The sequence below is a fragment of the Azovibrio restrictus DSM 23866 genome (genome assembly GCF_000429665.1).
GTDB lineage: Bacteria > Pseudomonadota > Gammaproteobacteria > Burkholderiales > Rhodocyclaceae > Azovibrio > Azovibrio restrictus.
The window spans coordinates 366815-386160 of record NZ_AUCH01000001.1 but is presented as its reverse complement, the minus strand read 5'-3'; the positions used below and the strand labels follow the sequence as shown (position 1 = coordinate 386160).

The window sequence follows — 19346 nt, the reverse complement described above, 5'->3', positions numbered from 1 at the left end:
ATGAAGATTACCGTGGTTGGGACCGGCTATGTGGGCCTGGTCAGCGGCACCTGCCTGGCCGAGGTGGGTAACGATGTGTTGTGTCTCGATGTGGATCCCGAGAAGATCCGCATCCTCGAAGAGGGCGGCATCCCCATTTTCGAACCGGGTCTGCAGGAAATGGTGCGCCGCAACGTGGCGGCCGGCCGCCTGCATTTCACCACCGACGTGGACAAGGCCGTGGACTTCGGCACCATCCAGTTCATCGCCGTGGGCACCCCTCCGGACGAGGACGGCTCTGCCGACCTGCAATATGTGTTGGCTGCGGCCCGCAACATCGGCAAGCGCATGACCGATTACAAGGTGATCGTAGACAAGTCCACCGTGCCCGTGGGCACCGCCGACAAGGTGAATGCCGCCGTGGCTGACGAACTCAAAAAGCGGGGGGTGGAGATTCCCTATTCCGTGGTGTCCAACCCGGAATTCCTCAAGGAAGGGGCTGCGGTCGAGGACTTCATGCGCCCTGACCGCATCGTCGTGGGGGCCGAGGATGACCGGGCCATCCATCTGATGCGCGCCCTCTACGCGCCCTTCCAGCGCAACCACGAGCGCCTGATCGTCATGGACGTGAAGAGCGCCGAGCTGACCAAGTATGCCGCCAACGCCATGCTGGCCACCCGCATCAGCTTCATGAATGAACTGGCCAACCTGGCCGAGAAGCTGGGGGCTGACATCGAGGCGGTACGCCAGGGCATCGGTTCCGATCCCCGCATCGGCTACCACTTCCTCTATCCCGGCTGCGGCTACGGCGGCTCCTGCTTCCCCAAGGACGTCAAGGCCTTGATCCAGACCGCCAAGGACGACGCCGGCATGACCCTGCAGGTGCTGACCGCCGTGGAAGCCGCCAACGATCACCAGAAGCATGTCCTCACCGCCAAGATCAAGGCCCGCTTCGGCGGCGACCTGAAGGGGCGCCGTTTTGCCGTCTGGGGCCTGGCCTTCAAGCCCAACACCGACGACATGCGCGAGGCCCCGAGCCGGGAGCTGATCGCCGACCTGTTTGCCGCAGGTGCCAGTGTACGGGCCTACGATCCGGTGGCCATGCACGAAACCCAGCGCATCTTCGGCGACGAGCCCCGGCTGGCCTACGCGGAAAACCCCATGGATGCCCTCCAGGATGTGGATGCCCTGGTGATCGTCACCGAGTGGAAGGAATTCCGCAGCCCCGACTTCGAGGCCATCAAGGCCAGGCTCAAGACCCCGGTGATCTTCGATGGCCGCAACCTCTACGATCCCAAACTGGTGCGGGATAGCGGCCTGGAATATAACCCCATCGGCCGTCCATGATCGCCCTGGAAAGGCTGCGGCAGGTCCGCCTGCTGGTGGTGGGGGATGTGATGCTGGACCGCTACTGGTTCGGCGAGGTGAATCGCATCTCCCCGGAGGCCCCGGTGCCGGTGGTCAAGGTGGAGCGTCTGGAAGAGCGCCTGGGCGGAGCGGCCAACGTGGCTCGCAACATCGTCTCCCTGGGGGCCACCTGCTGCCTGCTCTCGGTGGTGGGGCCCGACGAGGCGGGCCGGAGCCTGCAGCGTCTGCTGGACGAGGGCGCCATAGCCGCCGGCCTGCAGGTGGATGAAGGCATTGCCACCACGGTCAAGCTGCGGGTCATCGGTCGCCAGCAGCAGTTGCTGCGCATCGACTTCGAGACGGCGCCCTCCCACGAGGTGCTGCGCGCCAAGCTGGAGGACTTCCAGCGCCGTCTGGCCGACTGTGACGTGGTGGTGCTCTCCGACTATGGCAAGGGCGGTCTCACCCACATCGAGGAAATGATCCGCCTGGCCCGGGCTGCCGACAAGCCGGTGCTGGTGGACCCCAAGGGGGATGACTTCTCCAAGTACGCTGGCGCCACGCTGATCACCCCCAATCGGGGTGAACTGCAGGCCGTGGTGGGGCGCTGGCGCTCCGAGGCGGAACTGGAGGACAAGGCCCGCCGTCTCAAGGGGGAGCTGGGCCTGGAGGCCCTGCTGGTGACCCGCAGCGAGGAGGGCATGAGCCTGTTCGCCGACGGGGAGTCCCTGCACGAATCGGCCCAGGCCCGGGAAGTCTTTGATGTTTCCGGCGCCGGCGACACGGTGATCGCCACCCTGGCGGTGATGCTGGCGGCGGGAGCCCCCTGGGCCGACGCCATCCACGTGGCCAACGTGGCAGCCGGCATCGTGGTGGGCAAGCTGGGGACTGCCGTGGTGACCCGTGCCGAACTGGAAGCGGCCCTGAAACAAGGAAGGAACTGAATGTATACCATCGTCACCGGCGCTGCCGGCTTCATTGGCGCCAACATCGTCAAGGCTCTGAATGAACGGGGCGTGACCCGGATCATCGCCGTGGATAACCTCTCCAAGGCCGACAAGTTCAGGAATCTGGTGGACTGCGAGATCGCCGACTACCTGGACAAGGAGGACTTCATCCAGCGGCTCCAGCACGGCCACTTCGACGGAGACATCGAGGCCATCTTCCATGAAGGCGCCTGCTCCGACACCATGGAGACCGATGGCCGCTACATGATGGAGAACAACTACCGCTACTCCACCATCCTGCTGGACTGGTGCCTGGAGCAGGAGGTGCAGTTCCTCTACGCCTCCTCCGCCGCCACCTACGGGGGCAGCAGCGTGTTCAAGGAAGAGCGCCAGTACGAGGCGCCCCTGAACGTGTATGGCTACTCCAAGTTCCTGTTCGACCAGATCGTGCGCCAGCGCCTGCCGGATGCATCCTCCCAGGTGGTGGGGTTCCGCTACTTCAACGTCTACGGCCCCCGGGAAAACCACAAGGGCCGCATGGCCTCGGTGGCCTGGCACCACTTCCACCAGTTCAGGAACGAGGGGCGGGTGAAGCTCTTTGAAAGCTCCCACGGCTACCCGAACGGGGGGCAGCAACGGGACTTCGTTTATGTGGGCGACGTGGCCAAGGTCAATCTGCACTTCCTTGATCATCCGGACCAGTCGGGCATCTTCAACCTGGGTACCGGCCGGGCCCAGAGCTTCAACGACGTGGCCGTGGCGACGGTCAACGGCTGCCGGGCCCTGGAGGGGGAGGCGCCCCTGAGCCTGGAGGAAATCCTCGGGCGCGGCCTGCTGGAATACGTGCCCTTCCCCGACGCCCTGAAGGGCAAGTACCAGGCCTTCACCCAGGCCGACCTGACCCGCCTGCGGGCCGCCGGCTACGAGGCGCCCTTCGCTTCCGTGGAAGAGGGGGTTTCCCAATACGTTCAGTGGCTGGGCCAGCCATGAGCACGCCGACCCGTTTTCGCACCCTGGAGGATTTCGTCGGCAACACCCCCCTGGTGCAGTTGAAGCGCCTGCCGGGGGAAGACAGTTTCCGCCGCAACAACGCCATCCTGGTGAAGCTGGAGGGCAATAATCCGGCCGGTTCGGTCAAGGATCGGCCCGCCCTGTCCATGATCACCCACGCGGAAGCCCGGAGCGACATCAAGCCCGGCGACACCCTGATCGAGGCCACCTCCGGCAACACCGGCATCGCCCTGGCCATGGCGGCCGCCATGCGCGGCTACCGGATGATCCTGGTGATGCCCGAAAACCAGAGCATCGAACGGCGCCAGACCATGCGCGCCTACGGGGCCGAGCTGGTGCTCACCCCCCGGGAGGGCGGCATGGAGCTGGCCCGGGACGTGGCCGAGAAGATGCGCGATGAAGGCAAGGGCATCATCCTCGACCAGTTCGCCAACCCCGATAATCCCCTGGCCCACACCCAGGGCACCGGTCCCGAAATCTGGCGCGACACGGAGGGCAGCATCACCCACTTCGTGTCTTCCATGGGCACCACGGGCACCATCATGGGGACTTCCCGCTACCTCAAGTCGGTCAATCCGGCGATCCAGGTGATCGGCTGCCAGCCCGAGGAAGGCAGCCAGATTCCCGGCATCCGCAAATGGCCCGAAGCCTACCTGCCGAAGATTTACGAGCGCCAGTGGGTGGACCGGCTCGAATATGTCTCCCAGGCCGACGCTGAGGACATGACCCGGCGCCTGGCCCGGGAAGAGGGCATCTTCGCCGGCATCTCCTCCGGTGGCGCCCTGGCCGTGGCCCTGCGCCTGGCGGCCCAGGTGGACAACGCGGTGATCGTTTCCATCGTCTGCGACCGGGGTGATCGCTACCTCTCCACCGGAGTCTTCCCCGCCTGATCCGCCAGCCCCTCCGCCTCCTGCTGATGCTGCTGGGATGCGGTCTGCTGGCCGGGGCGGCCCATGGCCTGTCCCTCGAAAGCCTGGCCCTGAACCTCAGGGCCGGGCGGATTTCCCATCCCCTGTTCAAGCTGGAAGCCCTGGAGCTGCGCCTGGAAGGCCAGGGGGGCGAGCTTTCCCTGGGGCGCCTGGAGCTATTCGGCCAGCAATGGCATAAAGCCAGGATTTCCTGCGGCCGGCTGGCGCTGACTGGCGGCGCCTTCCGTTGCGAGCAGGGGCAACTGCACCTGCCCGGGCAGGCGCCCGTGGCCCTCAGCCTGCGCCAGGAGGCGGGGGAATGGCGGCTGCAACTGCGGCCCGGCCCCGGAGAGCAATGGGACATCCGCCAGCAGGAGGGCGGCCGGCTGCGGCTGCAGGTGCGCCAGGGCCGTCCCCGGCTGCTGCGCCTCTTCCTGCCCCGGGAGCATCCGCTGGCTACCCTGGGCCTGCTGGGCCGCCTGGAGGGGCAGCTGGATTACGGACCCGAAGGGCTGCAGGGGCAGCTGGAGCTCAAGGACGGCGGTTTTTCCAGCGTCGATGGGCGCCTGGCGGCGGAGGGCCTGGGCCTCTCCCTGTCCGTCTCGGGACGGCAGGCCAAGGGCAGCTGGCAGCTCCAGGGCCGCCTGGAATGGCATGGCGGGGCCCTTTACCGGGAACCGGTGCTGCTCCAGGGCGCGGCCCAGTCCCTGGATTTTTCCGGCAGTTTTGCCGCCGGGGCCTGGCGTCTGGATCAGGCCGTCCTGAACTGGCCCCGGGTCGGCGTGCTGCGGGGCCAGGCAACGGGGGGCCGGAACGGACTTCAGGAAGCGGAGCTGGAAGCTTCAGGCCTGGCCCTGGAGCCCCTGGGGCAGGCCCTGTTGCAGCCGCTCCTGGAAGCCCGGGGCCTGCCCCGGACCACCCTCTCGGGAGAGGCCCGGGTGCTGGCCCGCTGGCAGCAGGATGGCCTTGCTGCCCTGGAGCTGGAGCCCCGGGGGGCGGGGCTGGAGCTGGAGGGCGGGCGCCTGAGCCTGACGGGGCTGGAGGGGCGCCTCCAGTGGGACAGGCAGCAGACTCGCTTGGGTGCGCTCCGGGTGGGCCGGCTGGCCCTGGGGCGCCTGGAGAGCGGCAGCTTCCTGCTGCCTTTGCAGCTGAGTCCCCGCCGCGTCGCCTTGAGCCAGGGGGTTTCCATTCCCTTTCTGGATAGCGAGTTGGTCCTGGATCACCTGCAGGCCAGCCTGGGGGCTGACGGCCAGGATTGGGAAGGGGCCCTGGGGCTTTCCATCTATCCCGTTTCCCTGGAGGCTTTGACCCGGGCCCTGGACTTGCCGCCCATGGGGGGGCTCCTGTCGGCCAACCTGCCGGCGATCCGCTATGCCCGGGGCGAGGCCAGCCTGGAGGGGGCCCTGGTGATCCAGGTTTTCGATGGCTACCTCAACTGCACCGACCTGCGTCTGATCGATCCTTTCGGCACCGTGCCGCGCCTCCTGGCGGACGTGGAGGCCAGGCATATCGACCTGGGGCAGCTGACCCAGACTTTCTCCTTCGGCCAGATGACCGGGTTCGTGGATGCCGAGCTGAAGGCTCTGGAAATATCCGCCTGGCGCCCTCAGGCGTTCAAGGCCCGGATTGTCAGTAGTCCCGGAAGTTATCCACGCCGCATCAGCCAGAAGGCGGTGGCCGACATCACGGCCCTGGGGGGCGGCGGCGCCATGGCGGCCATCCAGTCCAGTTTCCTGCGCTTCTTCCAGGATTTCGGCTATCGCCGTATCGGCCTCTCGTGCCAGCTGGAGAACGGCGTCTGCCGCATGGGCGGCATCGAGGGGCTGGACCGGCAGGGGGCCTATGCCATCGTCGAGGGGGGCGGCATCCCGGCCCTGACGGTCATCGGGTACAATCGGGAGGTCCATTGGGACGAGCTGGTCGCCCGCCTGAAGGCGGCCATCAGCAATTCTTCCCGTCCCGTCATCGACTGAGGTCCCCCGATGCAGAAGATACTTTCCCGAACGTGCGTGGTCCTGATGGCCGTCAGCCTGCTTTCGGCCTGCGTCACCATCAACATCTATTTTCCCGCTGCCGCTGCCGAGATGGCGGCGGACCGCATCATCGACGAGGTCTGGCAGCTGCAGCCCCCCGCAGCCCAGCCGCAGCCGAACCCTAATCCGGACAAGAAGGTGACTCCATGAAGAAATGGCTGATGCTGGGGCTGCTGGCCCTGAGCTGCGTGGTCCAGGCCCAGGGCAATCTGGAAGTGAATACCCCGGCCGTGAGCAGTCTCAAAGCCTCCATGCAGGGACGTTTTGCCCAGCTGGAACCCCTGTTTGCCGCTGGCGCCCTGGGGCTGACCCGGGATGGCCGGGTCGAGGTACGGGACCCCGCTGCCATTCCCCTGGCCCAGCGCCAGTCCGCCACCAGCCTGGTAGGAGCGGAAAACCGGGACCGGACCGCCCTGTACCGGGAGATCGCCCGGGCCAATGGTCATCCCGAATGGGAGGCCGACATTGCCAACACCTTCGGCGGCCGCTGGATCGACAAGGCCAGGGCCGGCTGGTGGGTGCAGGAGGCCGGGGGCCGGTGGAAGCAGAAGTGAATTTTCATCGTCCTGTCCTGGTCTTCGATATCGAGACCATTCCCGATGTCCCCGGTTTGCGGCGCCTGCATGGGCTGGACCCGGTCCTCTCCGACGCGGAAGTGGCGGAGCTGGCCTTCCAGCAGCGCCGGGCCCAGTCCGGCCATGACTTCCTGCCCCTGCACCTGCAGCGGGTGGTGGCCATCTCCTGCGTCCTGCGGGCCGGCGACAGCTTCAAGGTCTGGTCTCTGGCGGCGCCCGCCCTCTCGGAAGCGGAGATCATCCAGCGCTTCTTCGATGGCATCGAAAAGTTCACGCCCCAGATCGTTTCCTGGAACGGCGGCGGCTTCGACCTGCCGGTGCTGCACTACCGGGGCCTGATCCACGGGGTCACGGCACCCCGCTACTGGGACCTGGGGGACGGGGATTACGCCGATTCCCGGGATTTCAAGTGGAACAACTACATCAGCCGCTACCACACCCGGCACCTGGACCTGATGGACCTGCTGGCCCTGTACCAGCCCCGGGCCAATGCGCCCCTGGACGATCTGGCCAAGCTGATGGGCTTTCCGGGCAAGCTGGGCATGGACGGCAGCAAGGTCTGGGAGGCCTGGCAGGCGGGGCAGGGGGATGAGATCCGCGATTACTGCGAGACGGACGTGGTCAACACCTACCTGGTGTTCAATCGTTTCCGCCTGCTGCGCGGCGAGCAGGACAAGGCCTCCTGTACGGCGGAAGAGGCCTTCGTGCGGGCCGAACTGGAGCGCCTGAATCTGCCCCACTGGCACGAGTACCTGGCCGCCTGGGGTGCTACGGACTGAATCTGCCCCGATGAAAGCAGAACCGGCCCGCAAGGGGCCGGTCATTCATCTGCCGGCCGGAATCCGGCCAGGGCTCAGGGGATCAATGATTGTGATGGCTCATGATCTGCTTCAGCCCGGGGATGTCGAGGATGCGGATGTGCTTTTGCTGCACGGCGATCAGGCCTTCTTCCTGGAAGCGTGAGAAAGCCCGGGATACGGTTTCCAGTTTCAGCCCCAGGTAACTGCCGATTTCCTCCCGGGTCATGCGCAGGTTGAATTCCGCGTGGGAGAAGCCCCGGGCGGTGAAGCGCTGGGACAGGTTGAGCAGGAAGGCGGCCAGGCGCTCCTCGGCGCGCATGGTGCCGAGCAGCATCATTACCCCGTGGTCGCGCACGATCTCCCGGCTCATGACCTTGTGGAAGTGGTGCTGCAGGGCCTGGATTTCCCGGGACAGGTTTTCCAGCCGGGAGAAGGGAATGTGACAGACCTCGCTGTCTTCCAGGGCTACGGCGTTGCAGGAATGGTGTTCGGTGCTGATGCCGTCCAGGCCCAGCAACTCTCCGGCCATCTGGAAACCGGTGACCTGGTCGCGGCCATCTTCGAGGAGCACGTCGGTCTTGAAGAAGCCGGAACGGATGGCGTAGATGGATTCGAAGGATTGTCCTGCCCGGTACAGATGCTCGCCCCGCTTGATGCGTTTCCTGACGTTGATCAGTTCGTCGAGGCGGGCCATTTCCTCTTCGGAAAGGCCAAAGGGCAGGCAGAGTTCCCGCAGGTTGCAGTTGGAGCAGGCGGTCTTGATGACCGCGATGGAAATTTCCTTGTATACCGGGCTCAGGGGCATTGATTTTCCTCGTCACGCCGTTCTGTTTGGGGGTTGATCCATGTCAACCGTGTCCGGGCGGCTTGCAAACATAATCCGCTCACCTTAAGGCCCTATGTTTCAATGAATTTCTCTACCGCCAATCTGGTTTTCGATCCGCAGATCATCCGCCGTTTTGACGTGAATGGCCCTCGCTACACGTCCTATCCTACCGCAGACCGTTTCGTCGAGGCTTTTGATGCCGAGGCTGCCAAGCTGTGGCTGGGCAAGCGCAACATCGGCGGCATCAGCCGGCCCCTGTCATTATACTTCCACATCCCCTTCTGCAACACCATCTGCTATTACTGCGCCTGCAACAAGATCATCACCAAGGATCACGGGCGCAGCGCCAAGTACCTGAAGTACATCGCCAGGGAAGTGGCCCTGCAGAGCGAATACCTGGATGGTGAGCATGAGGTGATCCAGCTGCACTGGGGCGGCGGCACGCCCACTTTCCTGTCCCACGACGAGATGCGCCAGCTGATGGAAGTCACCCGGCGGCATTTCCGGCTGGTGGAAGGAGGGGAGTTTTCCATCGAGGTGGACCCCCGCAAGGTGGACGATGCCACGGTGTCCCTGCTCGGGGAGCTGGGCTTCAACCGCATGAGTGTCGGGGTCCAGGATTTCGACGAGAACGTGCAGCGGGCCATCAACCGCATCCAGAGCGAGGCGGAAACCAGCAGCGTCATCCGGGCAGCGCGGGCCAGTGGTTTCAAGTCCATTTCCGTGGACCTGATCTATGGCCTGCCCAAGCAGACGGTGATGGGCTTCAACCGTACCCTGGAGCGGGTCATCGCCATGGACCCGGACCGGCTGTCGATCTACAACTACGCCCATCTGCCCAGCCTGTTCAAGCCCCAGCGCCGTATTGCCGAGGCGGACATGCCCAGCGCCGATACCCGGCTGCAGATTCTCGCCCTGGCCATCAAGAAGCTCACCGATGCCGGCTATGTCTACATCGGCATGGACCATTTCGCCAAGCCCGACGACGAGCTGGCCGTGGCCCAGCGCCAGGGCCGCCTGCACCGGAATTTCCAGGGCTACTCGACCTATGCCGACTGCGACATGCTTTCCTTCGGCATTTCCTCCATCAGCAAGGTCGGTCCCACCTATTCCCAGAACGTGAAGACCCTGGATGAATACTACGACCGTCTTGACGCCCAGATTCTGCCGGTGTTCCGGGGCATAGAACTGAATGCCGACGATATCCTGCGGCGTGCCATCATCCAGGCCCTGATGTGTCATTTCGAGCTGTCCATCGAATCCATCGAAAGCGCCCACCTGATCGATTTCAAGCGCTACTTTGCCGCCGAGCTGGAGGACCTGCGGGAGATGCAGGCCGCCGGCCTGGTGAAGGTGGACGATGAATGGATCACCGTCCTGCCCCCCGGGCGCATGCTGGTGCGGGCCATCTCCATGGCTTTCGACCGTTACCTGCGTGCCGACCGGCAGCGTACCCGCTATTCCAAGGTGATCTGAGCAGCACTTCCGTGTTTGCCAAAGGGCCGGCCCGTTCCGGCCCTTTTTACGTGTGCGATTTGATGAGGTTTTCATGCCCGATTCGGCTTTTCTCGCCTTGTTCCTAGTAGGGCTGCTCGGAGGCACCCACTGCGTCGGCATGTGTGGCGGCATTGTCGGGGCCCTGTCCATGGGCGGTCCCCCGCGCTGGAGCCTGCACCTGGCCTACAACCTGGGGCGCATCCTGTCCTACGGCCTGGCCGGCCTCCTGGTGGGGGCTCTGGGGGCTGGCAGCCTGGCCCTGTCGGAACAATTGCCCCTGCGGCTGGTCTTGTTGATATTCGCCAACCTGATGCTGGTGGCCCTGGGGTTCTACATGCTCGGGGCCACCCGGGTCCTGGCCCTGACCGAGCAGTGGGGGCAGCGGCTGTGGCGCCGCATCCAGCCCCTGGGAAAGCGCTTCCTGCCGGCCCGGACGGTGGGGCAGGCTTTTCCCCTGGGGCTGCTCTGGGGCTGGTTGCCCTGCGGCCTGGTCTACAGCGCCCTGGCCACGGCTCTGGGGGCCGGTTCAGCCCTGGAGGGCGGCCTGCTGATGCTGGCCTTCGGGTTGGGAACCCTGCCCAATCTGCTCCTGGCCGGGCTGCTGCTGGCCCGTTTCCGTACTCTGGTGCAGAAGCCCCTGGTCCGGGCGCTGGCAGGCTTCCTGATTCTTGCCTATGGCCTGTATGGACTCTACGGGGCTCTGGGCCTGGCCCGGACAAACTGATATAACGGAGAAAAACATAACTTACCGCCCCCGGAAACAGCCATGACAGAACGACAGCTGGAATTACCCATCACCGGCATGAGCTGTGCGGCCTGCGCCGCCCGCATCGAAAAGGTCCTGAACAAGCTGCCCGGCGTCCAGGCCAGCGTCAATTTCGCCAGTGAAAAAGCCAGCGTCGGCCTGATGCCGGAGTCGGCCACTCCCGAGCAGGTGCTGGCGGCCATCGAGAAGGCAGGATTCCAGGTCCAGGCCCAGACCCTGGAGCTGGCTATTGGCGGCATGACCTGCGCGGCTTGTGCGGCGCGGATCGAGAAGGTCCTGAACCGGCTGGCCGGGGTGGAGGCGAGCGTCAATCTGGCCAGCGAACGGGCCAAGGTGCGTTGGCAGCCCGGGCTGGCGGATGCGGCCCGGATCATCGCGGCCATCGAGAAGGCCGGCTTCAAGGCTGCCCGGGTGGAAGGTCAGTCCCGGGAGGAAGAGCGGGCCCGGAAGGAGGCCGCCTACCAGGCCGAGTTGCGGCGCTTCTGGATTAGCGCCGCCCTGACCTTGCCGCTCCTGGGGCAGATGCTGTTCATGTTCGGTCCCCCCACGGAGCATGGCCATCCGGAGCTGCCCCGCTGGCTGCAGTTCCTGCTCGCCACCCCGGTGCAGTTCTGGATCGGCTGGCGCTTCTACAGCGGCGCCTGGAAGGCCCTGCGCGGCGGCGGGGCCAACATGGATGTGCTGGTGGCTCTGGGAACCACCATGGCCTGGGGCTATTCCGCCCTGGTGACCCTGCTGGGGCTGGTGCATCAGCATGTCTATTTCGAGGGGGCGGCGGCGGTGATCACCCTGGTGCTGCTGGGCAAGCTGCTGGAAGCCAGGGCCAAGGCGCGCACCTCCGAGGCCATCGAATCCCTGGTGCGCCTGCAGCCCCGGACGGCCCGCCTGGAGAAGGATGGGCAACTACTGGAAGTGCCGGTGGACAGCCTAATGCCTGGAGACGTGTTTCTGGTGCGGGCCGGGGAGGCGGTGCCGGTGGATGGTCAGGTGCTGGAAGGCAGCTCGGCGGTGGATGAGGCCATGCTGACCGGCGAGAGCATGCCGGTGAGCAAGGGGGCCGGGGATGCGGTCTATGCCGCCACCCATAACGGGGGTGGTCTGCTGCGTTGTCGCGCCACGGGGGTGGGGGAACAGACCCTGCTGGCTGGCATCATCCGCCTGGTGGCCGAGGCCCAGGGTTCCAAGGCTCCGGTGCAGCGTCTGGCGGACCGGATCGCTGCCGTGTTCGTGCCCGTGGTCTGCGCCATTGCCCTGGCGACCTTCCTGGGCTGGTGGCTGGTGGGCGGCGATCTGGCCACGGCCCTGGTGAATGCGGTGGCGGTGCTGGTGATTGCCTGTCCCTGCGCCCTGGGGCTGGCCACGCCCACGGCCATCATGGTGGGAACCGGGCAGGGCGCCAAGGCCGGCATCCTGATCCGCAATGCGGAAGCCCTGGAGCGGGCTGAACAGCTCCGGGTCCTGGCCCTGGACAAGACCGGCACCCTGACCCTGGGGCAACCCCGGGTGACCGATGTGCAGGACCTGGGCGTCGGGCGGGCCCGGCTGCTGACGCTGGCGGCGAGCCTGGAGCAGGGCTCCGAGCACCCCCTGGGGCGCGCCATCCTGGCGGAGCCCGAGGCCGCCGGCGCCGCTGCGGCGGAAGATTTCCTGAATGTTCCCGGGCACGGGGTCGAAGGCCGGGTCGGCGCCCAGCGCCTGCGCCTGGGGTCCCCCGACTGGGTCCTCTCGTGCATCACCGCGCCTGACCCGGCGCTGCTGGAGGCCGTGGCGGGTTTGCAGGAGCAGGGCAAGACCGTGGTGGCCCTGGCGGATGCGGAGGCCGGCAGCCTGCTGGGCCTGATCGCCATTGCCGATCCCCTGCGGCCTACCTCTGCCGCGGCCCTGGCCCGTCTGAGCGCCGCCGGGGTGCGCCCGGTGATGCTCACCGGCGACAATCCCCGTACCGCCCGGGCCGTGGCCGCCGAGGCCGGGATCAGCGATTTCCGCGCCGGCATCCTGCCCGAGGGCAAGGCCCGGGCCGTGACCGACCTGAAGGCCGAGGGCCTGCTGGTGGGCATGGTGGGGGATGGCATCAACGATGCGCCGGCCCTGGCGGCAGCGGATGTGAGCTTTGCCATGGGGGCCGGTTCCGATGCGGCCATCAAGGCGGCGGATGTAACCCTGATGCGTAATGACCTGAACGCCCTGGCCGATGCCCTGGAGCTGTCCCGGGCCACCCTGGCGAAGATCCGCCAGAACCTGTTCTTCGCCTTCATCTACAACGTGCTGGGCATTCCCCTGGCGGCCCTGGGTTTCCTGAACCCGGTGGTGGCAGGGGCGGCCATGGCCATGTCCTCGGTCTCGGTGGTCAGTAACTCCCTGCGTCTCAAATCCTGGAAGCATCGCCCATGAGCCTGCCTGCCGACCTGCTGCAGATGGAAACCAGCGAACAGCTGGTGCGACGCTTTGCCGAGGCGGTGGGGGACGGTGAGGGGCATGTGATTTACCGGCTCGATCTGGTACGCGGCTGTTATGACTACATCAGCAGTGCCGCCGAGCAGATCACCGGCCTGAGTGCTGCCGAGCTGCGCCAGGATGGTGCCCTGGTGCGTCTGGCTGAACATGTGCACCCTGCTGATTACCAGCGGGTCCTGGATGCCATGGGAGCGGCTGCGAGCCAGATGCCGGACGGGGTGGCCCGGTTGCGGCTGGAATACCGGGTGCGCAACCAGGCGGGCCAGTGGTTGTGGTTCGATGATTCCATGGCCGTGCACACGGATGCCCAGGGCCGGGCCGCCTACGCGGTCGGGGTGGCCATCGACGTGACCCGCCTGAAACGGGCGGAACTGTCCCTGCAGGAGAGCGAGGCCAAGTTCCATACCACCCTGGATGCTTCGTTTGCCGGCTTCTTCGTACACCAGGAGCTGGCCTTCCGCTATGTGAATCCGGCTCTGGCGCGGATGTTCGGCTACCAGGCCGAGGAGCTGGTGGGAAAGCTGGGGCCGGTGGATCTGATCGCTCCGGAACGCCATGTTCAGTTGCGGGAGCACATCGCCCGGCGCGAGGCCGGCGAGGAAAGTTGTTCCTACGAAACCCTGGGACGGCGCAAGGATGGTTCCACTTTCCCGGTGATCATCTGGGCCAAGCGGCTGATGTATGAAGGGCGCCCCGCCTCGGCCGGCACCGTGGTGGACATCAGCGAGCGCAAGGCGGCGGAGGAGGCCCTGCAGGCGGCCAATGCGCAGCTGGAGATGATGGCCCTGGTGTTCCGCCACAGCCAGGAGGCCATCATCATCACTGATGCCGAAGCCAGGATCGTGTCGGTCAACGCGGCCTTCGAGCGCATCAACGGCTACCGGGCCGAGGAGGTGCTGGGCAAGAACCCGCATCTGCTGTCTTCGGGGCGCCAGGACCAGGCTTTCTATGCCGCCATGTGGCAGGCCCTGTTCCAGAACGGTTACTGGGAGGGTGAGGTGTGGAACCGGCGCAAGGACGGGGCCGCCTACCCGGCCTGGCTGCGGGTGTCCGCCGTGCGGGACGCCCAGGGGAACATCCACAACTACATCGGCATCGTGGCCGATGTGACGGAACGCCACGAGGCGGAGGAGCGCATCCGGCAGCTGGCCTACTTCGATCCCCTCACCCGGCTGGCCAACCGTTCCCTGCTCCAGGACCGGGTCTGCCAGGCCCTGGCCCAGGCGGAACGGGACAAGTACCAGGTGGCCCTGCTGTTCGTGGACCTGGACCGGTTCAAGAACATCAACGATTCCCTCGGGCATTTCTCCGGTGATCGGGTGCTGCAATCCGTGGCCGAGCGGCTGGAGTCCTGCCTGCGCTGGGCCGATACGGTGGCCCGCCTGGGGGGCGACGAGTTCGTGGTGCTCTGTCCCGAGCAGGATGTGGATGGAGCTCGGGAGGTGGCGCAGCGCCTGATCGATGCCCTGGCGCGTCCCTATCCCCTGGGGCAGACGGAGCTGACCATCACCGCCTCCATCGGCATCAGCCTGTTTCCCCAGGATGGCGGCGATTTCGAGACCCTGCTCAAGCATGCGGATACGGCCATGTATCGGGCCAAGGCCTCGGGGCGCAACCAGCTGCAGTTCTTCTCCCGGGAGATGAACGTGGCGGCCCTGGAGCGGCTGGTGCTGGAAAACAGCCTGCGCCAGGCCCTGGAGCGGCAGGAGTTCGAACTGGTGTATCAGCCCCAGGTGGATGCCGGCACCGGCCGCATTGTCGCGGCGGAGGCCCTGCTGCGCTGGAATCATCCCCAGGCCGGGGTGATCATGCCTGGGCGCTTCATCCCCGTGGCCGAGGATTCCGGGCTGATCCTGAGCCTGGGCGACTGGGTGCTGGCGGAGGCCTGCCGGCAGCTGTGCTCCTGGCAGGCCCTGGGGCTGTCCAGCGAGTTTCGCCTGGCGGTGAACATCTCCGCCATCCAGCTGGCCGTGTCCGACTTTGACCAGCGGGTGGCCCGGATTCTGGCGGAAACCGGTGTCAATCCGGCCTGCCTGGAGCTGGAGCTCACCGAGAGCGCCGCCATGGCCGACGTGGAGGCCGGCTCCGCCATGCTGCGCCGCCTCCAGGACCTGGGCGTGGGGCTGGCCATCGATGATTTTGGTACTGGCTATTCCAGTCTCTCCTATCTCAAGCGTTTTCCCATCGACAAGCTGAAGATTGACCAGTCCCTGATCCGCGATATCGTGGAAGATGCCAACGACCGGGCCATAGCCGAGGCCATCATCAGTCTGGCCCACGTGCTGCGCCTGCCGGTGGTGGCTGAGGGGGTGGAAAAACCAGACCAGCTGGATCTCCTTTCAGGCAAGGGTTGCGATCTGGTTCAGGGGTATCATTTCTCCCGCCCGGTGGAGGCGGAAACCTTCGCTTCCCTGGTGTGGCAACAGGTCTTTCTCAAATAGGAGCTACGCGTGGACAACACGACCATCAAGGTGGGCGGCATGAGCTGCCAGGGCTGCGTCAAGAATGTCACCGGGGTGCTGCAGGCCCTGGATGGAGTGGCTGAAGTGGAGGTTTCCCTGGAAGCCGCCCGGGCCCGGGTGAGTTTCGATGCCGGCAAGGTGGACCGCCCGGCCCTCTGCGCGGCCATCGAAGATGCCGGGTTTGACGCCGAGTAGCACCATTTTCCCCCTGGCGGCAGCGGAGCTCCAGGCGCTGCTGCCCCGCCTGGGGAGCCGCTGGGTGGGGCCAGAGTTGCTGCAGTCCCTGGCCCGCAATCCGGAGGCCAGGGTTCATCCCGTGAGTGAGCAGCTGGCCTTCAAGGTGGTCCAGCGCTGCTGCCAGCCTCCCTTCGAAGAACCCTTCCTGTTCGGCCAGGTCGCTGCCGCCCATGCCCTGAACGGCCTCTATGCCCGTGGGGCCAGGCCGGTGGCGGCCCTGGCCCTGCTGACCCTGCCCGAACCCGATATTCCCAGCCGCATGCTGGTGGGGATGGAGGCGGGCCTGTCGGCCTGCTGTCAGCTGGCGGAAGTGGAGCTCGGGGGTATCCACGTGATGCCCGGGCCGACCCTGTCCTGCGGCCTCCTGGCCCTGGGGCAGCTCAATCCGCGCAACATGGAGCATGGTTCCCCTCCCTCGGCCGGAGATCGGGTGATTCTCGGCAAACCCCTGGGCGACGCCTGCTATCGGGCCGCCCTGGCCAGGGGGCTGCTGCATGCCCATGATGTCCGGGAGTGGCTGGATAGCGCCCTGCTGCAGCCCAACTGCTCCGGCCCGGCCCTGGACTGCCTGGATGGCGTGCATCAGGTGCTGGCCGTGGAGGAGGGCGGACTCGCTGCGGTTCTCGATCAAGTGGGCCGGCCAGGGATGGGCGTCCGTCTGGAACGGGGGGCTCTGCCCCTCTTGCACCGGGCGGCGGCCCTGGCCGGGGAAGCTGCCGGGGGAGACCCTTACCCGGCCTTGCTGGCGGACAGTCCCCTCAACGGCCCCCTGGTAGTGGTCTGCCACCCGGATACGGTGACCGAGGCCCTGGCGATTTTCCTGCAACAGGGGTTTGGCCACGCGGCCGTGGTGGGGGAGGTGGTGGCCGGCCAAGAAGAAGTGTGGCGCCTGGCCTGAGGGCTGCCGGGCCAGACTGGCGCCCGGAAAAAAGGCAGGCCGCAGCCTGCCTTGCTCTGGTGCGGGGTCGGACTCAGGTGGGGCTGCCGCTGCCCATCTGGGACTGCAGGTAGTTCTGCAGGCCGGTGAGCTTGATCAGGCCCAGCTGCTGTTCCAGCCAGTGGGCGTGGTCCTGTTCGGTATCGTCCAGCATCTGTTCGAGGATTTCCCGGGTCACGTAATCTTTGGCGGCTTCGCATTCGGCGATCACGTCCTTCAGGGCCTTGACCACCGAGTACTCCACTGCAAGATCGTTTTCCAGCATGGCGGGGACATCCTTGCCCACCTTCAGGGCTTCACGGGTGGCCAGGTCGGGGGTGCCTTCCAGAAACAGGATGCGGGCGATCAGGGCCCGGGCGTGTTCCCGTTCGTCTTCCATCTCGTGGTTGACCCGTTCGAACAGGCGGTTCAGACCGAAGTTCTTGTACATCTCCGCGTGGATGAAGTACTGGTCGATGGCGGTCAGCTCTCCGGCCAGCAACTGGTTGAGCCGCTGAATAATCTTCTTGTCGCCTTTCATGGCTGCACTCCTTGATTCTGATGGATTGTGGGTGGCTGGCTGGTCTGGGGGACTGGCTGGCTGGGGAGGGGGATCAGTCTTCTTCGTGGATCTGGGACTGGAGGTAATTCTGCAGCCCGACCTTCTCGATCAGCTCCAGCTGGGTTTCCAGGTAGTCGATATGTTCCTCGGTGTCTTCGAGGATGTCGTCCAGCAGTTCCCGGGAAACATAATCCTTGGCTGACTCGCAGTAGGCGATGGCTTCCTTCAGGGTAGCGTGGGAAACCTTCTCCAGTTTCAGGTCGCCCTGGATGCACTCGGGCACGTTTTCACCGATCAGGAGTTTGTCCAGGTTCTGCAGATTGGGCAGGCCTTCCAGCAGCAGGATGCGCTCGATGAGCTTGTCCGCATGCTTCATTTCCTCGATGGATTCCTTGTACTCGTGCTTGCCGAGGCGTTCGAAGCCCCAGTTGCCGTACATGCGGGCGTGGAGGAAATACTGGTTGATGGCCGTCAGCTCATGGGTGAGCTGCTTGTTGAGGAATTTGAGGACTTGCTTGTCGCCTTGCATGGAGGGCTCCTTTATTGGGGGTGCTGACCATGCGCAGGGTACTACGAAAAGTTGCCGTCAAGAAGCCTCTGGGGCGAGCCGGGACAGCGAGCTTAGAAGCTGAATTTATGTAGGAAAAACGACAATCAGGCGGGCATCAGCTCCGGTGTGGGGGCCAGGTGTACCGGTATGAAGGGCGCGGCCGACTGCTGCTGGGCCTTGCGGGCATCTTTCAGGCACTCGTGGGCACAGGTGGCGCAACGGCCGCAATCCTGGGTGACGCCCAGTTGCTGGCGCAAATCCTTGAGGCGGCTGGCGCCATTGCGTGCCGCTTCGTGAATCTGGCGTTCAGTGACACCTTGGCAGACACAGACGTACATGAATCAGACTCCTGTGGGGTGGTGGCCAGCCCATGAAATTATTGTGCCAGCCTCGTAGTTGCTAGGAATTCTTGTTCGAATTCGTATTGCAGTCGCTGCTTTGAGTGAGGTCAAAGCGGTTTGTTCAAAAAAGGTTTGGCTGGCGATGGCTGGCTGAACCAACGAGAGTGCAACAACGGAGAACGATGAATCGGTACGGCGCTTACTTGGTCAGGATCAGCTTGTTTTCCCGGGTCAGGCGCAGGGAATAACGCACATCACCATGAATGATTTCCACCTGGCGCTGGCCATTCTGAAACAGTTGCCGGGTATCCAGGGTGGGTAGGGCCGGGCTGGTCTGATCGGCACAGGGAGGCACGGGATTGGGCGGCGTATTCATGGCGGTGGTCCTGATGCGATAAGGGCTCAGCATGGCTAGTCACTCTTATTGATGTTTAAATGAGAACTGTTGCTATTGTTGTTCACTCAAGGCCTGCCGTCAACACCTTCCTTGAATATTTGCATCAGGTGCGCAGGGCGTAGTATTCGACCACCTGCTGCATGTCGATGGGAAAGGGCACATCGCTGGAGCCGGGCAGATGGGCCACCCGGACCGTGCGGGCGCCATCGTCCCAGGAGAGCCATTCGGGGCGGATCAGGGCGGGCTCGGCCAAGCTTTCCTTGACTACCTGCAGCATGGATTCGGGTTTGTGCAGGGTGATCTGGTCACCGATTCTGACCTGCTGGCTGGGGATGGTGCTGCGCCGGTTGTTGAGCCGGATGTGGCCGTGGCGCACCAGCTGCCGGGCGGCGGGAATGGTGGGGGCGTAACCGGCCCGGAACACCACGTTGTCCAGGCGCCGTTCCAGCAGGCTGAGGATATTTTCCCCGGTGGAGCCCTTCATGGTCTTGGACTTGAGGACGATACGGCGCAACTGGGTTTCGGTGATGCCATAGTTGTAGCGCAGTTTCTGCTTTTCCATGAGCTTCAGGCCGAAGTCGGACTTGCGCTTTTGTTTCGAGCCATGCTGGCCCGGCGGGTTGGGGCGGTCCTGCATGCTCTTGCGGGACAGGCCGGGGAGGTCCACGCCCAGGGCGCGCAGGACTTTGAGGCGGGGACCGGTGTAACGGGACATGTTTTTCCTTTCTGATGGGTGGG

20 protein-coding genes are annotated in these 19346 nt (G+C 65.2%); 14 read left to right on the top strand and 6 right to left on the bottom strand.

The annotated features are described in order from the left end of the window. Genes G474_RS0101885 through G474_RS0101850 form a run of 8 tightly spaced genes read left to right on the top strand, consistent with a single transcriptional unit; the run spans position 1 to position 7579 of the window. Positions 1 to 1326 (top strand): UDP-glucose dehydrogenase family protein, encoded by a 1326-nt coding sequence (locus tag G474_RS0101885; RefSeq protein WP_026685506.1) that lies wholly within the window; start codon positions 1 to 3, stop codon positions 1324 to 1326. Then, positions 1323 to 2270 (top strand): D-glycero-beta-D-manno-heptose-7-phosphate kinase, encoded by a 948-nt coding sequence (gene rfaE1 / locus G474_RS19095; RefSeq protein ID WP_051281674.1) that lies wholly within the window; start codon positions 1323 to 1325, stop codon positions 2268 to 2270. Before G474_RS0101885 ends, rfaE1 begins: the two co-directional genes overlap by 4 nt. Beyond that, a complete protein-coding gene (gene rfaD, locus G474_RS0101875; protein WP_026685505.1) occupies positions 2271 to 3263 on the top strand; it encodes an ADP-glyceromanno-heptose 6-epimerase in 993 nt (330 codons plus the stop codon). Continuing rightward, positions 3260 to 4174 carry a cysteine synthase CysM gene (cysM, locus tag G474_RS0101870; RefSeq protein ID WP_043462771.1) on the top strand — a complete coding sequence of 305 codons (915 nt, stop codon included), beginning with the start codon at positions 3260 to 3262 and terminating at the stop codon, positions 4172 to 4174. Before rfaD ends, cysM begins: the two co-directional genes overlap by 4 nt. Before the next feature lie 26 nt (positions 4175 to 4200). Then, positions 4201 to 6165, top strand: a complete 1965-nt coding sequence (locus G474_RS19090; protein WP_051281672.1) for a hypothetical protein — start codon at positions 4201 to 4203, stop codon at positions 6163 to 6165. Positions 6166 to 6201: 36 nt separating this feature from the next. Continuing rightward, positions 6202 to 6375: a hypothetical protein gene (locus G474_RS0101860; protein WP_245589286.1), complete on the top strand. Its 174-nt coding sequence runs from the start codon at positions 6202 to 6204 to the stop codon at positions 6373 to 6375. Further along, positions 6372 to 6779 carry a YdbL family probable chaperone protein gene (locus G474_RS0101855; protein ID WP_026685502.1) on the top strand — a complete coding sequence of 136 codons (408 nt, stop codon included), beginning with the start codon at positions 6372 to 6374 and terminating at the stop codon, positions 6777 to 6779. Before G474_RS0101860 ends, G474_RS0101855 begins: the two co-directional genes overlap by 4 nt. Next, the gene (locus G474_RS0101850) at positions 6776 to 7579 is read left to right on the top strand and encodes a 3'-5' exonuclease (RefSeq protein WP_043462770.1); all 804 of its coding nucleotides are present in this window, start codon (positions 6776 to 6778) and stop codon (positions 7577 to 7579) included. Before G474_RS0101855 ends, G474_RS0101850 begins: the two co-directional genes overlap by 4 nt. A gap of 82 nt (positions 7580 to 7661) precedes the next feature. Here the strand turns inward: G474_RS0101850 and fnr are convergent, their stop codons facing one another. Further along, entirely contained in the window at positions 7662 to 8405 is a 744-nt protein-coding gene (fnr, locus tag G474_RS0101845) for a fumarate/nitrate reduction transcriptional regulator Fnr (protein WP_026685500.1), read from the bottom strand. A gap of 102 nt (positions 8406 to 8507) precedes the next feature. Between fnr and hemN the strand changes: the two genes are divergently transcribed. From hemN to G474_RS0101815, 6 genes are all read left to right on the top strand, one after another. Further along, entirely contained in the window at positions 8508 to 9902 is a 1395-nt protein-coding gene (gene hemN, locus G474_RS0101840) for an oxygen-independent coproporphyrinogen III oxidase (protein ID WP_026685499.1), read from the top strand. 73 nt (positions 9903 to 9975) lie between these two features. Beyond that, on the top strand, positions 9976 to 10647 hold the full coding sequence (locus G474_RS0101835) for a sulfite exporter TauE/SafE family protein (RefSeq protein ID WP_026685498.1): 672 nt from the start codon (positions 9976 to 9978) through the stop codon (positions 10645 to 10647). A gap of 42 nt (positions 10648 to 10689) precedes the next feature. Next, positions 10690 to 13080, top strand: coding sequence for a heavy metal translocating P-type ATPase (locus tag G474_RS0101830; protein WP_026685497.1), 2391 nt, complete (start codon positions 10690 to 10692; stop codon positions 13078 to 13080). Then, on the top strand, positions 13077 to 15584 hold the full coding sequence (locus G474_RS0101825) for a sensor domain-containing protein (protein WP_051281670.1): 2508 nt from the start codon (positions 13077 to 13079) through the stop codon (positions 15582 to 15584). The genes G474_RS0101830 and G474_RS0101825 overlap by 4 nt, the downstream gene beginning before the upstream one ends. A gap of 9 nt (positions 15585 to 15593) precedes the next feature. Next, on the top strand, positions 15594 to 15800 hold the full coding sequence (locus G474_RS0101820; protein WP_026685495.1) for a heavy-metal-associated domain-containing protein: 207 nt from the start codon (positions 15594 to 15596) through the stop codon (positions 15798 to 15800). Beyond that, positions 15787 to 16740, top strand: coding sequence for an AIR synthase related protein (locus G474_RS0101815; protein WP_026685494.1), 954 nt, complete (start codon positions 15787 to 15789; stop codon positions 16738 to 16740). The genes G474_RS0101820 and G474_RS0101815 overlap by 14 nt, the downstream gene beginning before the upstream one ends. 73 nt (positions 16741 to 16813) lie before the next feature. Here G474_RS0101815 and bfr (G474_RS0101810) read toward each other — a convergent pair whose 3' ends face one another. The 5 genes from bfr (G474_RS0101810) to rpsD form a co-directional block, all read right to left on the bottom strand. After that, positions 16814 to 17299, bottom strand: coding sequence for a bacterioferritin (gene bfr / locus G474_RS0101810; protein WP_026685493.1), 486 nt, complete (start codon positions 17297 to 17299; stop codon positions 16814 to 16816). Between the two features lie 73 nt (positions 17300 to 17372). Next, positions 17373 to 17849, bottom strand: coding sequence for a bacterioferritin (gene bfr / locus G474_RS0101805; protein ID WP_026685492.1), 477 nt, complete (start codon positions 17847 to 17849; stop codon positions 17373 to 17375). A 125-nt stretch (positions 17850 to 17974) separates the two neighbouring features. Next, a complete protein-coding gene (locus tag G474_RS0101800) occupies positions 17975 to 18208 on the bottom strand; it encodes a (2Fe-2S)-binding protein (protein ID WP_026685491.1) in 234 nt (77 codons plus the stop codon). Between the two features lie 202 nt (positions 18209 to 18410). Next, positions 18411 to 18620 carry a hemin uptake protein HemP gene (hemP, locus tag G474_RS22355; protein WP_245589282.1) on the bottom strand — a complete coding sequence of 70 codons (210 nt, stop codon included), beginning with the start codon at positions 18618 to 18620 and terminating at the stop codon, positions 18411 to 18413. Positions 18621 to 18711: 91 nt separating this feature from the next. Continuing rightward, entirely contained in the window at positions 18712 to 19323 is a 612-nt protein-coding gene (gene rpsD / locus G474_RS0101790) for a 30S ribosomal protein S4 (RefSeq protein WP_026685490.1), read from the bottom strand. Positions 19324 to 19346: the final 23 nt, after the last annotated feature.

What these genes read in the sequence shown, in the direction of transcription:
- G474_RS19090 (WP_051281672.1), top strand. Translation starts at nt 4,201, where the DNA reads ATGCTGCTGGGATGCGGTCTGCTGGCCGGGGCGGCCCATGGCCTGTCC.
- G474_RS0101825 (WP_051281670.1), top strand. Translation starts at nt 13,077, where the DNA reads ATGAGCCTGCCTGCCGACCTGCTGCAGATGGAAACCAGCGAACAGCTG.
- rfaE1 (WP_051281674.1), top strand. Translation starts at nt 1,323, where the DNA reads ATGATCGCCCTGGAAAGGCTGCGGCAGGTCCGCCTGCTGGTGGTGGGG.
- G474_RS0101855 (WP_026685502.1), top strand. Translation starts at nt 6,372, where the DNA reads ATGAAGAAATGGCTGATGCTGGGGCTGCTGGCCCTGAGCTGCGTGGTC.
- G474_RS0101835 (WP_026685498.1), top strand. Translation starts at nt 9,976, where the DNA reads ATGCCCGATTCGGCTTTTCTCGCCTTGTTCCTAGTAGGGCTGCTCGGA.
- rpsD (WP_026685490.1), bottom strand. Translation starts at nt 19,323, where the DNA reads ATGTCCCGTTACACCGGTCCCCGCCTCAAAGTCCTGCGCGCCCTGGGC.
- cysM (WP_043462771.1), top strand. Translation starts at nt 3,260, where the DNA reads ATGAGCACGCCGACCCGTTTTCGCACCCTGGAGGATTTCGTCGGCAAC.
- bfr (WP_026685492.1), bottom strand. Translation starts at nt 17,849, where the DNA reads ATGCAAGGCGACAAGCAAGTCCTCAAATTCCTCAACAAGCAGCTCACC.
- hemP (WP_245589282.1), bottom strand. Translation starts at nt 18,620, where the DNA reads ATGCTGAGCCCTTATCGCATCAGGACCACCGCCATGAATACGCCGCCC.
- bfr (WP_026685493.1), bottom strand. Translation starts at nt 17,299, where the DNA reads ATGAAAGGCGACAAGAAGATTATTCAGCGGCTCAACCAGTTGCTGGCC.
- G474_RS0101830 (WP_026685497.1), top strand. Translation starts at nt 10,690, where the DNA reads ATGACAGAACGACAGCTGGAATTACCCATCACCGGCATGAGCTGTGCG.
- hemN (WP_026685499.1), top strand. Translation starts at nt 8,508, where the DNA reads ATGAATTTCTCTACCGCCAATCTGGTTTTCGATCCGCAGATCATCCGC.
- fnr (WP_026685500.1), bottom strand. Translation starts at nt 8,405, where the DNA reads ATGCCCCTGAGCCCGGTATACAAGGAAATTTCCATCGCGGTCATCAAG.
- rfaD (WP_026685505.1), top strand. Translation starts at nt 2,271, where the DNA reads ATGTATACCATCGTCACCGGCGCTGCCGGCTTCATTGGCGCCAACATC.
- G474_RS0101800 (WP_026685491.1), bottom strand. Translation starts at nt 18,208, where the DNA reads ATGTACGTCTGTGTCTGCCAAGGTGTCACTGAACGCCAGATTCACGAA.
- G474_RS0101885 (WP_026685506.1), top strand. Translation starts at nt 1, where the DNA reads ATGAAGATTACCGTGGTTGGGACCGGCTATGTGGGCCTGGTCAGCGGC.